The 13,429-nt window shown below is 61.0% G+C and carries 12 protein-coding genes; 6 read left to right on the forward strand and 6 right to left on the reverse strand.

Annotated elements, in window-relative coordinates:
* Positions 1-50 precede the first annotated feature (50 nt).
* Together AC1RT6_RS10725 and AC1RT6_RS10730 are read left to right on the forward strand one after the other, a co-directional pair.
* Positions 51-1,874 (forward strand): aminopeptidase P family protein, encoded by a 1,824-nt coding sequence (locus tag AC1RT6_RS10725; RefSeq protein WP_079447395.1) that lies wholly within the window; start codon positions 51-53, stop codon positions 1,872-1,874.
* A 250-nt stretch (positions 1,875-2,124) separates the two neighbouring features.
* Complete coding sequence (locus tag AC1RT6_RS10730) at positions 2,125-3,150, forward strand: class I SAM-dependent methyltransferase (protein ID WP_079447396.1); 1,026 nt, start codon at positions 2,125-2,127, stop codon at positions 3,148-3,150.
* Between the two features lie 119 nt (positions 3,151-3,269).
* On the opposite strand, the gene AC1RT6_RS10735 is transcribed toward AC1RT6_RS10730, so the two are convergent.
* Positions 3,270-3,989, reverse strand: a complete 720-nt coding sequence (locus AC1RT6_RS10735) for a DUF899 family protein (protein ID WP_079447397.1) — start codon at positions 3,987-3,989, stop codon at positions 3,270-3,272.
* A gap of 383 nt (positions 3,990-4,372) precedes the next feature.
* Complete coding sequence (locus AC1RT6_RS10740) at positions 4,373-4,582, reverse strand: cold-shock protein (RefSeq protein WP_079447398.1); 210 nt, start codon at positions 4,580-4,582, stop codon at positions 4,373-4,375.
* Between the two features lie 237 nt (positions 4,583-4,819).
* Here AC1RT6_RS10740 and AC1RT6_RS10745 point away from each other — a divergent pair, with 237 nt between their 5' ends.
* The gene (locus AC1RT6_RS10745; RefSeq protein WP_472790425.1) at positions 4,820-5,104 is read left to right on the forward strand and encodes a hypothetical protein; all 285 of its coding nucleotides are present in this window, start codon (positions 4,820-4,822) and stop codon (positions 5,102-5,104) included.
* Between the two features lie 145 nt (positions 5,105-5,249).
* Here AC1RT6_RS10745 and ahcY read toward each other — a convergent pair whose 3' ends face one another.
* The 3 genes from ahcY to AC1RT6_RS10760 all read right to left on the reverse strand — a co-directional run bounded on the left by ahcY (position 5,250) and on the right by AC1RT6_RS10760 (position 9,445).
* Positions 5,250-6,698 carry an adenosylhomocysteinase gene (ahcY, locus tag AC1RT6_RS10750; protein WP_472790427.1) on the reverse strand — a complete coding sequence of 483 codons (1,449 nt, stop codon included), beginning with the start codon at positions 6,696-6,698 and terminating at the stop codon, positions 5,250-5,252.
* Between the two features lie 141 nt (positions 6,699-6,839).
* Positions 6,840-8,036, reverse strand: coding sequence for a methionine adenosyltransferase (metK, locus tag AC1RT6_RS10755; RefSeq protein ID WP_309774482.1), 1,197 nt, complete (start codon positions 8,034-8,036; stop codon positions 6,840-6,842).
* A 56-nt stretch (positions 8,037-8,092) separates the two neighbouring features.
* Positions 8,093-9,445: a hypothetical protein gene (locus AC1RT6_RS10760; RefSeq protein ID WP_309774483.1), complete on the reverse strand. Its 1,353-nt coding sequence runs from the start codon at positions 9,443-9,445 to the stop codon at positions 8,093-8,095.
* A 238-nt stretch (positions 9,446-9,683) separates the two neighbouring features.
* Between AC1RT6_RS10760 and AC1RT6_RS10765 the strand changes: the two genes are divergently transcribed.
* The gene (locus tag AC1RT6_RS10765; protein ID WP_472790429.1) at positions 9,684-10,994 is read left to right on the forward strand and encodes a UDP-glucose dehydrogenase family protein; all 1,311 of its coding nucleotides are present in this window, start codon (positions 9,684-9,686) and stop codon (positions 10,992-10,994) included.
* 143 nt (positions 10,995-11,137) lie between these two features.
* On the forward strand, positions 11,138-11,416 hold the full coding sequence (locus AC1RT6_RS10770; protein WP_472790431.1) for a hypothetical protein: 279 nt from the start codon (positions 11,138-11,140) through the stop codon (positions 11,414-11,416).
* A 21-nt stretch (positions 11,417-11,437) separates the two neighbouring features.
* On the opposite strand, the gene purU is transcribed toward AC1RT6_RS10770, so the two are convergent.
* Positions 11,438-12,295, reverse strand: coding sequence for a formyltetrahydrofolate deformylase (gene purU, locus AC1RT6_RS10775; protein ID WP_425909759.1), 858 nt, complete (start codon positions 12,293-12,295; stop codon positions 11,438-11,440).
* A 131-nt stretch (positions 12,296-12,426) separates the two neighbouring features.
* On the opposite strand from purU, the gene AC1RT6_RS10780 reads away from it, so the two are divergent.
* Positions 12,427-13,272, forward strand: coding sequence for a uroporphyrinogen-III synthase (locus AC1RT6_RS10780; protein ID WP_472790433.1), 846 nt, complete (start codon positions 12,427-12,429; stop codon positions 13,270-13,272).
* Positions 13,273-13,429: the final 157 nt, after the last annotated feature.

A 13,429-nucleotide genomic window follows, 5' to 3' on the forward strand; every position in this document is an offset into this window, starting at 1 on the left:
CCCCCGGCTGCGTTGCGCAGCCCTGCCCTCGATCCTATGATGCCGGGACAATGTTCGAGGCCCATTTCCAGACATTCGAGGACCCCGAAGGCGGCGTCGCGCTGACCGCCCGTCTCGCCGCGTTTCGCGAGGAGCTGGTGCGGCGGCAACTGACAGGCTTCGTGATCCCGCGCGCGGACCGGCAGCAGAACGAGTATGTCCCGCCTTCCGAGGAGCGGCTGGCGTGGCTCACCGGCTTCACCGGATCGGCCGGCCTTGCCGTCGTGCTCGCGACGGAAGCTGCCGTATTTGTCGACGGCCGCTACACTTTGCAGGCGGCGCAACAGGTGGACGTTCGGGCCTGGAGCATCGCTTCGCTGGCCGATCCGCCCCCGGAAAGCTGGCTGGCGGAGCATCTCACGGCGGACGATCGCCTTGGTTACGATCCATGGCTGCACACCTCGGCGGCGGTCGAACGTCTCGCGACGGCTTGCACGAAGGCGGGCGCCGAACTCGTTCCGGTGGAGAGCAACCCGGTCGACAGCATCTGGACCGACCGACCCGCGCCTCCGCTCGGCCCGGTAACGATCCATGGCGCGACGTTCGCCGGCGAAGCCGAGGCCGACAAGCTCGCGCGCATCCGCACTGAGATGACAAAGCTCGGCGTCGATGCGCTGGTGTTGTCGGATTCCCATGCGGTGGCGTGGACCTTCAACATTCGCGGCGCCGATGTCTCGCATACGCCGCTGCCTCTGTCCTACGCCGTGGTGCCGAAGGATGGCCGTCCCACGATCTTCATCGACACCCGCAAACTTTCCAACAGCGCACGCGATCATCTCGAGCGCAACGCCGAGGTCCGCGAACCTGATGAGCTGACCGACGCGCTGACGCAGACGGCCCAATCCGGCGCGGCCATCGCGCTCGACAAAGCCACCGCCGCCGACGCGTTGAGCCGCCTGATCACATCCGCCGGCGGAAAGCCGGTGCGCGGCAACGACCCCGTTGCGCTTTTGAAGGCGGTGAAGAACCAGACCGAGATCGAGGGCGCCCGCGCCGCGCATCGGCGCGACGCCGTGGCGCTGGCGCGGTTTCTCGCCTGGATCGACCGCGAGGCGCCGAAGGGCACGCTGACCGAAATCGACGCGGTCGAGGCACTGGAAACCTTTCGCCGCGAGACCGGCGCGCTGAAGGACGTCTCCTTTCCCACCATCTCGGGCACCGGGCCGAACGGCGCCATCGTCCACTACCGCGTCACCCGCATGAGCAACCGCCGCATCGTGCCCGGCGATCTGCTGCTGATCGATTCCGGCGGGCAATACGAGGACGGCACCACCGACGTCACCCGCACCATCGCCATCGGCACGCCGACCGACGAGATGCGCGACCGCTTCACCCGCGTGCTGCGCGGCCACATCGCCATCGCCCGCGCGATGTTTCCTGATGGCACCACCGGCGCGCAACTCGACACGCTGGCGCGGCAGTTTCTCTGGCAGGCCGGCATCGACTTCGACCACGGCACCGGCCACGGCGTCGGCAGCTATCTGTCGGTGCATGAAGGCCCGGCGCGGATTTCGAAACTCGGCACCACACCGCTGAAGCGCGGCATGATCCTGTCCAACGAGCCGGGCTATTATAAACGTGATGGGTTCGGCATCCGGATCGAAAATCTGGTGCTGGTCACGGCCGCGGAAATTGCGCATGCCGAGAAACCCATGAACGGCTTCGAGACCCTGACGCTGGCGCCGATCGACCGCCGCCTGATCGATCACCGCATCAGCAAGAAAGAGCTGATGTGGCTTAACGACTATCACGCCCGCGTCCGCCGCGAGGTGCGCCCGCATCTCGACGAAGCCACGAAACTCTGGCTCGACGCAGCGACCGAGCCGCTGCCGTAGCGCGCGCGAGGCTTGCCTCGTTCGCGTCACGAAAACTCGCGTGACGTTTGCGCCATTCGCGCAAAATATTCAACGTCGATCTCCTGCCTGCGCTCCTGACGCTAGTTAAAACGTAACCCTGCCATTAAACCGTCTCTGTTCCGGCTCCGATTGTCTGTAGTGAGCATCTGTGGGCCTAGCGTAGATCAAATGCGCTCACAGAACGCATCCGGCGTGACCTTACGAGGGCTCGCCAGTCGGGGAGGCTCAGATGCAAAACGGAATTTCTCCAGATCACATACTGCAAATTGGCTTTGGGTTCTGGCCAGCCAAGACATTGTTGAGCGCGGTGGAACTAGGGCTCTTCTCGCTGCTTGCGGACGGCCCCAAAACCGGCCTCGAACTGCAACGCGCCATGGGTCTGCATCCGCGCGGGACGTATGATTTTCTCGATACCCTCGTCGCGCTCGGATTGCTGCGGAGGGACGGCGCCGGTGAAACTGGCAGATACGGCAATACGCCATCAACCGAGCTATTCCTGGTCGAGCGGAGCCCACAATACATCGGTGGAATCCTTAAGATGGCGAACGCGCGCCTATATCGGTTCTGGGGCAATCTCACACCGGCATTGCAGACTGGAAAGCCTCAAAACGAGATCAAGGAGACAGGCAAGTCCATGTTCGGCGAGCTCTATGCGGACCCGGCGCGCCTGGAGCAGTTCATGGACGCGATGAGCGGCATCTCGATGAGGAATTTCACGACGTTTGCCGAGAAGTTCGATTTTTCCAAACATAAGACGCTGGCCGATATAGGCGGCGCAACCGGGCAGCTTTCGGCCATCATCGCGGCGCGGCATCCGCACATGCAATGCCGGACCTGCGATCTCTCAGATGTGCGGCCGATCGCCGAACGGCGCTTGAGGGAGTGCAATCTCGGCGGCAGGGTCACCGCCGAGACGATCGACTTCTTTGCTGATGAATTTCCCAAGGCGGATATCATCACAATGGGAATGATCCTTCACGACTGGAACCTCGAGAACAAGAAAATGCTGATCGCCAAGGCCTACCGTTCATTGCCAACCGGCGGCGCACTGGTCGCCATTGAAAATATCATCGACGATGAACGCAGGCAAAACGGCTTCGGTCTCATGATGTCTCTGAACATGTTGATCGAATTTGGTGAGGCGTTTGACTTCACTGGCGCCCAGTTCACCGAGTGGTGCAAAGAGGCAGGGTTCAGTCGCTGCGAGATTATTCCGTTAGCAGGACCTGCAAGTGCAGCGGTGGCTTACAAGTAGGGGCTTCGCATTGCTACTCCTTGAGCCAGAAATAAGTCTCGATTCATAAATGGTCTTTCGGAAGCCGTAGATCTTTACCTCTCCCCTCAGCGTGGCCCTATGACGGTCCGGTCCGGACGCTAATACTCCACCTCCGGAAACCACGTCTCCCCTCGCCCCTCCGGTGTCATGTCGAGCAGATTCCACAAGGGATCGGCCATGTCGCCGGCGCGGTGGTGCTGGCCTGGCACCGGGCGCGCGAAGGCCATCTCCGAGCCCCAGAAGTGATGGATTTTTCCGTTGCGTTTTTTGAAGACGTTGAAGATCGTTTCGTCCCAGTTCTTGCCCACCGGCACACTGTGCTGAAGCCGCATGGCTTTTGACAGCTTCGTGGTGTCGCCAAAATAGTCGCCGTCGTAACAGTTGCCCGCGGTCGAGAGCAGCGACATATGCTGCCAGCCGCGCTCGCGTGCGAGCGCCATCAGCCGCGCGATCGGCGATTTGGCGACAACATGAAACGCCGCGCGCTGGGTGAGGTGTCGCGCCGCGCCGTCGATGCCATCGAGAAGATGCGTGCAACCGGAGCATGGGGAGTCGCGCTCGGGGCCATACATGAAACTGTAGAGGATCATCGTGTCGTGCGGCCCGAACAGCTCGGACATCCTCACCTTCTGCGGCATGAGATTGTCGCCGATGCGCTCGAACACATAATCCCACGGTACTTCGCCACCCAACGGCAGCGCACGACGCCGCGCCGCGACGGCCTCGATCTGCGCGCGCAGCTTGATCTCCTCCTCCAACAACCGGTTGCGCGCGATTCGATAGCCCTCGCTCTCGTTCGGATATTGCAGATGTTCCATCGGGGGCCTCGTCGAATGCTGGGGGGCGCTAAAGTCTTTCACCGCTTCACGGGAATGGTGAAGGCTCTAGCTTTTTGATCTGACGCGTTTTCTTCGCTATAGCGGGATCGAACCGAGAAAACGCGGGGCCTAAGGCCGGGTTCCGGGGCCGCGAACATGCGCCGTGTCGTCGGACATGCCGGCGCAACAAAAAAAGCCCCGTCATCGCTGACGAGGCTCCCTGAACGCCCGTTTCAAGACATTGCCCGTTTCAGGACATGGGTGAAACGAGGCGCGAAGAAAGCGGGTCCCGGTTCATCCGCGGGTGACGACGCTTTCCGATTCCCTGCATGATGCACGGCCATCATCACAAAGGGATGACAGCCAGCGCGACCATGATCTGTTTAAGCGAGCGAGAGATTTTCCGCGCTGACCTTGCCGCGCATCTTGTCGGTCTTCAGCTCGAAGTTGACCTTCTGGCCTTCGTTGAGGCCGGAGAGGCCCGCACGCTCCACCGCGCTGATATGCACGAACACGTCGTTGCCGCCGTCGCTCGGCTGGATGAAGCCAAAACCCTTCTGGCCGTTAAACCACTTCACTGTACCTGTCGTCATCGGAGTCGTCCCTTATTCCAAAGCGCGCACATGCGCGTTTTCCGCGCACGATTACGCGAACCCATCCAATCTCAGCGATGTCTTTGGAAAGGAGCCTTGTCTTTTTACAGAAGACTTGCGGCGCTCTAACAAAACCAATGCCGGCAATCGAATACCCCTAGTTATGGCATTTTTCGGCGGAGAAGGCAAATCCCGGCCCACCCTGGCATTCCGGCAAACCATGCCTATATAAGTTCCATGACAAAGTCCCCGCCGAGTCCAGCACAACTGGCCCGTAACGAACGGATGCGTACAGCCGCCATCGAAGGCGCCAAGGCCCGCGCCGATATTGAAGCCCGCGATGTCGCGGTCCGCAAGAACATGGAGCGCCTGCGCGCCCTGCGGATGGCGAAGGAAGCCGAAGAGGCGGCGCAGCCGAAGCCCGTGAAAGCGCCCGCTCGGGGCAAGAAGGCAGCGCCCAAACAAGCGGCCAAGCTGTCGGATTTCCTCGCTTCGCAAAGGAGCAACGGCCGGACCACTTGAATAGGCTGCGTTCGACCACCGCTCACAATTGACAGAATCTAAAAAGCCCCGGATCGCTCCGGGGCTTTTTGCGTTTCGTAGCACGTGAGCCCTCAAGCGAGCATGATCTCATCCGAAAACCGGTGCCCACTTTTCGGGATCAGGCTCAATACCGGTAATGATCGCTCTTGAACGGACCTTCGACCTTGACGCCGATGTAGTCGGCCTGGTCCTTGCGCAATTCGGTGAGCCTGACGCCGATCTTGTTCAGATGCAGCCGCGCCACCTTCTCGTCCAGCGACTTCGGCAGCACGTAGACTTCTTTTTTGTACTTGCCGTTCTTGTTGCCCGCGAACAGTTCGATCTGCGCCAACGTCTGATTGGTGAAGGAGGCGGACATCACGAACGACGGATGCCCCATGGCATTGCCGAGATTCACCAGACGGCCTTCCGACAACAGGATCATGCGCTTGCCGTCCGCGAAGGTGATTTCGTCCACCTGCGGCTTGATGTTGTCCCACTTCAGGTTCTTCAACGCGCCGACCTGGATCTCGTTGTCGAAGTGACCGATGTTGCAGACGATGGCGCGATCCTTCATCGCGCGCATGTGCTCGATGGTGATGATGTCCTTGTTGCCGGTGGCGGTGACGAAGATGTCGGCGCGCGGCGCGGCGTCCTCCATGGTCACAACCTCATAGCCTTCCATCGCCGCTTGCAGTGCGCAGATCGGATCGATCTCGGAGACCATGACGCGGCAGCCCGCCTGGCGCAGCGAGGCGGCCGAGCCCTTTCCGACGTCGCCGAAGCCCGCGACCATGGCGACCTTGCCGCTCATCATCACATCGGTGCCCCGGCGGATGCCGTCGACCAGCGACTCGCGGCAGCCGTAGAGGTTGTCGAACTTGGACTTGGTGACGCTGTCGTTGACGTTGATCGCGGGCCACAGCAGCGTGCCGTTCTTCTGCATCTCGTAAAGGCGATGGACACCGGTGGTGGTCTCCTCCGAGACGCCCTGGATGGATTTGGCCACCGCGCCGAACCAGCCTTTCGGCTTGTCTTTCAGCAGGCGCTTGATCAGCGCGAACAACACTTCCTCTTCCTCGGCGCCCGGCTTGTCGAGAAACGCGGTGTCGCCCTTCTCCGCGCGCACGCCGAGATGGATCAGCAGCGTCGCGTCGCCGCCGTCATCGAGGATCATGTTGGGGTGACCACCGCCGTGCCAGTCGAACAGCTTCGCGGTGTAGTCCCAGTAGTCCTTCAGCGTCTCGCCCTTCACCGCGAAAACCGGAATGCCGGCGGCGGCGATCGCGGCGGCGGCGTGATCCTGCGTCGAATAGATGTTGCAGGAGACCCAGCGGATATCGGCGCCGAGCGCTTTCAGGGTTTCGATCAGCACCGCGGTCTGGATCGTCATGTGCAGCGAGCCGGCGATACGGGCGCCCTTCAAAGGCTGTTTGGGGCCGTATTCCTCGCGCGTCGCCATCAGGCCCGGCATCTCGGTCTCGGCCAGCGAGATTTCCTTGCGGCCGAAATCGGCAAGGCCGATGTCGGCGACGATGTAGTCTGTGAAACCGGCGGGCTGCTTGGCGGTGGCGGTAGCGGTAGCGGTAGTCATGATGATTTTCCTGCTCTCTCCCTCTCCGCGTCTAGAGGGAGAAGGTTCGGGGTGAGGGGCGATACGGCGCCAAGACAAGTGTATTCATAATGTGTGAGTGGGAGGCTTCCCCTCCCCGCTGGCGGGGAGAGATAACAGGCATCACACAGCGCGCTTGATCACCTCGGCGAGATCGGTCTTCTCCCAGGAGAACCCGCCCTCGTTATCCGGCGTGCGGCCGAAATGACCGTAAGACGAAGTACGCGCATAGATCGGCCGGTTCAGGTCGAGATGCTTGCGGATACCGCGCGGCGTCAGATCCATCGCCTCGGAGACGATCCGCTCAAGCGTGTCTTCCGGAGCCTTTCCGGTGCCGTGCGTATCAATATAGATCGAGAGCGGCCGCGCCACGCCGATGGCATAGGCGAGCTGCAATGTGCAGCGATCGGCGAGACCGGCTGCGACGATGTTCTTGGCAAGGTAGCGCGCGGCGTAGGCCGCCGAGCGGTCGACCTTGGTCGGATCCTTGCCGGAGAACGCGCCGCCGCCATGCGGCGCCGCGCCGCCGTAGGTATCGACAATGATCTTCCGGCCGGTCAGGCCGGCGTCGCCGTCTGGGCCGCCGATGAAGAACTTGCCGGTAGGATTGATGTGCCAGATGGTCTTGTCGGTGATCCATCCCTTCGGCAACGCCTCGCGCACATAGGGCTCGACACGCTCGCGGACCTGATCGGAGCTCATGTCCTCGACGAGATGCTGATGCGACACCACGATCTCACGCACGCCGACCGGCTTGCCGTTTTCATATTGCACGGTGACCTGGCTCTTGGAGTCCGGTCCCAGCACCTTTTCCTTGCCGGAGTGGCGAGCCTCAGAAATCAATCGCAGGATCTTGTGAGCGTAGAATATCGGCGCCGGCATCAAGTCCGGCGTTTCGTTGCAGGCATAGCCGAACATGATGCCCTGGTCGCCGGCGCCTTCTTCCTTGTTGGTGCCCGGCTGCAGCGCGTCGACGCCTTGTGCGATATCGGCTGACTGCGGATGCAGCAGAATCTCGATATCGGCGGTCTTCCAGTGAAAGCCGTCCTGCTCGTAGCCGATGTCCTTGATCGCGGCGCGCACGACGCTTTCAATCTTGTCCTTGGTGACGGATTCCGGCCCGCGGGTTTCGCCGGCGATCACCACCTTATTGGTGGTGGCAAGGGTCTCGCAGGCGGCGCGGATCGCCCATGGGTCGATGCCGGCTTTTGGGCCTTCGCTGAAAAAGAGATCGACGATCTCATCGGAGATCCGATCGCACACCTTGTCGGGATGTCCTTCCGAAACCGACTCGCTCGTGAATAAATAGGATCCGCGCATCAATCGACCTTTCGTCCGCCAGAGGTGGCGGTCCTTTCGTGCTGTTGTCTGAAATGTCAGTCCCGGCGACGCGAGATGACGTAGGATTCATCGTAGAACCAGAGACCGTTGTGTTTGCGCAAAACCTCTCTGGTAGCGTCGAGATAGCGGCCGCTTTGGGTCATTTCCGTCAACCGGTCATCTTCAACTTGGGCGACGTAAACCGCCGCATTCCACGCCGCGAACAAAGTAGAAGTTCCGATGGACCCGGTGACCTCATTGGGCAGCGCTTCCATATCATAGCGAAAAATCGAACGATGGTCGGCGTATGCGTTGAAATTGAGGTCACGCCCCACCGAACCGAGCTCGTACTTCACGGCGCGCAATAGCTCATGACGGCTCACGGCGAAAGGGTTTTCTCCTGGCCAGACGGTCTGGACGATCTCCAGTCCGGGATCTTGTCCGTGAGAATGTATTCCTATCAAACGCCCTCCAGATCGCAAGCTCCGCGCCAGCGGTGCGATTATTCTTCTAGCTTTAAAATTGAGGGAAGACCGAGCCCGGTACGGCTGCGAGGCGATCACCAGATCAAAGTTGGCTTCGACCCGCCCGGCCCGTGGAATCGCAGAATCCAGCAGGAACTGGTGGTCCTCGCGATAGATGACCAGCACCACCGGGCGCTCATAAACCGGCATCCCCGTGACCGGGCTGACGCTCGCCCTCCAGTTCTCCTCCAGAAACGGCCATAGGTCGCGGATTTGAACCTCGAACTCGCCGGAGGATGCCCCCCGCAGCGGCACCTCGCGCCATACCATGCTGGCCGCAGCCTGGGACGACCGGGGCGCCAGCCACGGCGCCTCCGCGTAATTCATGTTGGTCAGCACCATAACCGTCGCGGGATGCTCAAACAGGCGATCCGGCAGCTTGTCCAGCGTCAGCTTGATGTCTTCAAGGCTGAGCTCCTTGCCTGCGATGTAGAACGGCATGTGGGGAAACCGGCCATGCATCGACCGCATCACCCGCGCCAGGACGGTGCCGTCGCCGACCCCCGCATCAAAAACCCGCAGCGCCGGCGGCCGCGGATGAATGCTGCCGAACTCCAGCGCGACCCGATCGGCGATCACCCGCTTTTCGCTGCAGGTATGGACGAAAAGCAGATACTTTTGCCGGTTCTCAAAAAAGCGGAAGTTGGCGCGTGGATCGCGCCGCTCGATCGGCTCCGGCTTGCGGACCCGCACCGTCCCATCCGGGGAACCGGAGACGATATAGGCCTCGATCCGGTTCAGGGTGTCGATAGTGATGCGCTTGCCCTCGCGCAGCCGGTGCACGAGCTTGCCGTCATTGACGGCACGCCGACCGAAAGTCGATTCGGCCATGCCGGCCCGGCGGCAATAGCCGGAAATCTGGCTCAGCAATTCCTCGTTCGTCATTGTAGCGTGAATGGGGCCAGATTAATGGGCAGAAGGATATGAAGCCATTTTCCTATCATCCTCTGCCCACAATTGAAACCCAGAAAAGCGGCCAGGAGCCTAACCCGCTTCAACCCTTATGAAGGTCAGATGCCTCTTGACGCGTTTTCTTCATGCGAACCGGTTATCGACTTCGCTCGAAAACGCTATATGAGGCGTTGATTACCATCCCCCGATCCTCCTGCGGCAGGTTTGAACGATGCGCATCGCCATGATCGGCACGGGCTATGTTGGCCTGGTGTCTGGAGCCTGCTTTGCCGATTTCGGACATCAGGTGACCTGTGTCGACAAGGATGCGGTCAAGATCGCCGCTCTTTGCCGCGGCGAAATCCCGATCTTCGAACCGGGCCTCGAGGCGCTGGTCGCGACCAACGTCAAAGCTTCGCGGCTCGATTTCACTACCGATCTCGCCGGCCCGGTGGCGGAGGCCGATGCGGTGTTCATCGCCGTCGGCACCCCCTCGCGACGGGGCGACGGTCATGCCGACCTCAGCTACGTCTATGCCGCGACGCGCGAGATCGCGGCGGCGATCCGCGATTTCACAGTGGTGGTTACCAAATCGACCGTGCCGGTCGGTACCGGCGACGAAGTGGAACGGCTGATCTTTGAGGCCAACCCGTCGGCAGATGTCGTGGTGGCATCCAATCCCGAGTTCCTGCGCGAGGGCGCAGCGATCCGCGATTTCAAATTTCCTGATCGCATTGTGATCGGAACAACCGACGAGCGCGGGCGTAAGGTGCTTAGCGATATCTACCGGCCGCTGTCGCTCAATCAGGCGCCGCTGATGTTTACCGCGCGTCGCACCGCCGAACTGATCAAATACGCGGCCAATGCCTTTCTCGCGACCAAGATCACGTTCATCAACGAAATCGCGGATCTGGCCGAAAAGGTCGGCGCCGATGTCCAGGAGATCGCCCGCGGAATCGGTCTCGACAATCGCATCGGAACAAAGTTTCTGCATGCCGGCCCGGGCTATGGCGGTTCGTGTTTTCCCAAGGACACGCGCGCGCTGGTCAAGATCGCGGAAGACCACGACACCCAGCTTCGCATTGTGGAATCGGTTGTCACCGTCAACGATAATCGCAAGCGCGCAATGGCACGCAAGGTGGCACAAGCGCTCGGCGACAATCTCCGGAACAAAACCATCGCGGTGCTGGGACTGGCGTTCAAGCCGGATACCGACGACATGCGCGACGCGCCGTCAATTCCGCTGATCACAGGCCTGTGCGATATGGGGGCGAAAGTCCGCGCCTTCGACCCCGCCAGCATGACGGAGGCGCGACGCGAACTTCCCGATATCGATTATTGCGACGACCCCTATTCTTGCGCGGAAGGCGCCGACGCGCTGGTGATCGTGACAGAATGGGTCCAGTTCCGCGCTCTCGACCTGCCGCGTCTGAAACTCATCATGAAGCAGCCCATTGTGGTCGATCTGCGCAACGTTTACCGCCCAGCCGAGTTGCAGGAGCTTGGTTTTGCCTACACCGGCATCGGCCGGGGCGAAGCATAAGAACTTGTTCGAGGTGCATGACGCCTGACAGGCGGCGAGACGATCGTTGTTTGGGACAGCCAGCCGCCTTAAGCTCCGTACGTCAACGGATGCGGCAACCGGGGTGCCCTGCAATTTCCACATCGGAATAATAATCAGCCTCCATGAGTTCCCTCACGCGCCAAATCCCGATCCTGCTTTGCGTTCTGGCGACCGTATGCAGCCTGGGTGGATGTAGCACTATCAATTCGCATCTATCGGCCGGAATGGGCGACGCGATCCCCCACTGGGCGGGCGGACTTCCCGCGGACGCACCGCCGCGGCCGGGTACCGCGAAATACGACGAGATGATGAAGCAGCGCGAACGCGAGCGCCTAGAACCGAAGGCGAAAGATTCCGGCGCCCAATCGACCGACAATCATGTGACGGCCCCGGCCAACTAAACCTCGGCAACCGGTAGCGACTCAATCCATGAACACGACGGTCTTGCGGCCGTTTAGGATCACGCGGTCATCCAGGTGATGCCGGATCGCCCGCGCCAGCACTCGTCGCTCGATATCGCGCCCCTTGCGGACCAGCGTATCGGGCGTATCGCGATGGCTGATGCGCTCGACGTCCTGATCGATGATCGGACCCTCGTCGAGATCGCTGGTGACATAATGCGCGGTTGCGCCGATCAGCTTGACGCCGCGCTCATGGGCCTGGTGATAGGCTTTTGCGCCCTTGAACCCAGGCAGAAATGAATGATGGATATTGATGCATCGACCGGAGAGCTTGGCGCTCATGTCGTTCGACAGAATTTGCATGTAGCGCGCTAGCACCACCAGATCGGTGCCGGTTTCCGCCACCAGCTTCAGGACCTCGGCTTCTTGCGACGCCTTGTTTGTCACCGGAAAATAGTGAAACGGTATTTCGCCGAAATCGAGATGCGCATAGGTCTCGCGTCGATGATTAGAGACGATGGCAGTCGGAATCATCTTCAATTCGCCGGTGCGCCAGCGATAGAGAATATCGACCAGACAATGATCAGACTTCGACACCAGCAGCATAACCTTGCGGAGTTCGGCGCGATCGCGCAACTGCCAGGTCATGTGGAAGCGCTCGGCGATCGCATCGAACCCGGTCTGGAGCGCCGGAAGCCGCACGGCGAGATCGGCGGCATTGAACACCACTCGCATGAAGAAGCGGCCGGTCTCGGCATCGTCGAACTGCTGAGCATCGATGATGTTCTGGCCGTTGTGAGCCAGGAACGTGGACACTGCGGATACGATCCCGGGCCGGTCGGGACAGGAGAGCGTCAGCACGAATTGATGGTGGGGCATGGGACCGAACGATAGCGGTGAAACTCGAATAGGCCCCCTGCTCTATCACCCACATTGGCCTTGCGCCACTCATCCTGCCAGAGAGACAATCAATACGGTAAAGCGATCAACAGCTGACCTCGTGGGTGACCATGACTGACAGGCTATCCGGTTTCCGTATCTTGATCCTCGAAGCGCGCGAAGAAGCGCAATTTGCCCGCTTACTGGCAGAGCAAGGCGCCGAAGTGTTGCAATGCCCGATGTTTACCATCCGCGACGTGCCCGACTCCTCGCAGGTCGAGGACTGGATCAGACGCTGCATTCGGACCCCGCATGACGATCTGGTGCTGACGACCGGCGAAGGGTTGAGGCGCCTCGCCAAGGCTGCGCGGCAGATCGGCCTCGATCAGGAGTTTATCACGGCCGTTGGTCAGGCCCGCAGGTTCGCGCGTGGCCCGAAGCCGGGCAAGGCGTTGCGCGAGATTGGGCTGGAGGCCACGATCACCACCGAAAAGCCGACCTCCGAAGGCATCGCCGAGATGCTGGCGCGGTTCGATCTCGACGGCCATCGCGTCGGCTTGCAGCTTTATCCAGATCGCGACCACAGCGCACTGCTTGGAAAAATCAAAGCGCAGAATGCAAGTATCGATCCGGTGGTACCATACATCTACGATGCGAGCGCGGCTGAGGCCAACATCGTCGAAGCGATCGGAGAAATGGCCGACGGCCGGGTTGATGCCGTTGCACTGACGAGTTCGGGACAGGTTCGCCGGCTGGTGGAGGTCGCGCGAATCCATGGGTGCGAGGACCGTTTGCGCGCCGGGCTCGACCACACCAAGATCGCGTCGGTCGGGCCCGTGGTCTCGGAGGAACTGAAAGCCTATGGCCTGCGCACCGATATCACGCCCGCAAACGATGCGTTCTTCATGAAACCGCTGATCTCGGCGATGGCGGTAGAGTTCGACAGGACAAGTACTCAGGCCTTCAAGCGCGAATAGTTCGATTCGTGTCGCACGCTGACGAGGTGTGAGGACCTTGAACCGCGCCGGCGGCACTAAGCGGCGGAAACGCTCGTAGCGGCTTGTCTCGCAAACAGATCAATGTCAGCAACGGTTCCCTTGTTGTCGAATTCACCTTCCCAGCATCCGGCTAAGC

This window comes from Nitrobacter sp. MLSD-S21 (assembly GCF_058809865.1).

What these genes read in the sequence shown, in the direction of transcription:
- purU (WP_425909759.1), bottom strand. Translation starts at nt 12,295, where the DNA reads ATGCCCCACCATCAATTCGTGCTGACGCTCTCCTGTCCCGACCGGCCC.
- AC1RT6_RS10735 (WP_079447397.1), bottom strand. Translation starts at nt 3,989, where the DNA reads ATGGAACATCTGCAATATCCGAACGAGAGCGAGGGCTATCGAATCGCG.
- AC1RT6_RS10730 (WP_079447396.1), top strand. Translation starts at nt 2,125, where the DNA reads ATGCAAAACGGAATTTCTCCAGATCACATACTGCAAATTGGCTTTGGG.
- AC1RT6_RS10745 (WP_472790425.1), top strand. Translation starts at nt 4,820, where the DNA reads ATGACAAAGTCCCCGCCGAGTCCAGCACAACTGGCCCGTAACGAACGG.
- AC1RT6_RS10740 (WP_079447398.1), bottom strand. Translation starts at nt 4,582, where the DNA reads ATGACGACAGGTACAGTGAAGTGGTTTAACGGCCAGAAGGGTTTTGGC.
- metK (WP_309774482.1), bottom strand. Translation starts at nt 8,036, where the DNA reads ATGCGCGGATCCTATTTATTCACGAGCGAGTCGGTTTCGGAAGGACAT.
- AC1RT6_RS10780 (WP_472790433.1), top strand. Translation starts at nt 12,427, where the DNA reads ATGACTGACAGGCTATCCGGTTTCCGTATCTTGATCCTCGAAGCGCGC.
- AC1RT6_RS10770 (WP_472790431.1), top strand. Translation starts at nt 11,138, where the DNA reads ATGAGTTCCCTCACGCGCCAAATCCCGATCCTGCTTTGCGTTCTGGCG.
- ahcY (WP_472790427.1), bottom strand. Translation starts at nt 6,698, where the DNA reads ATGACTACCGCTACCGCTACCGCCACCGCCAAGCAGCCCGCCGGTTTC.
- AC1RT6_RS10725 (WP_079447395.1), top strand. Translation starts at nt 51, where the DNA reads ATGTTCGAGGCCCATTTCCAGACATTCGAGGACCCCGAAGGCGGCGTC.
- AC1RT6_RS10760 (WP_309774483.1), bottom strand. Translation starts at nt 9,445, where the DNA reads ATGACGAACGAGGAATTGCTGAGCCAGATTTCCGGCTATTGCCGCCGG.
- AC1RT6_RS10765 (WP_472790429.1), top strand. Translation starts at nt 9,684, where the DNA reads ATGCGCATCGCCATGATCGGCACGGGCTATGTTGGCCTGGTGTCTGGA.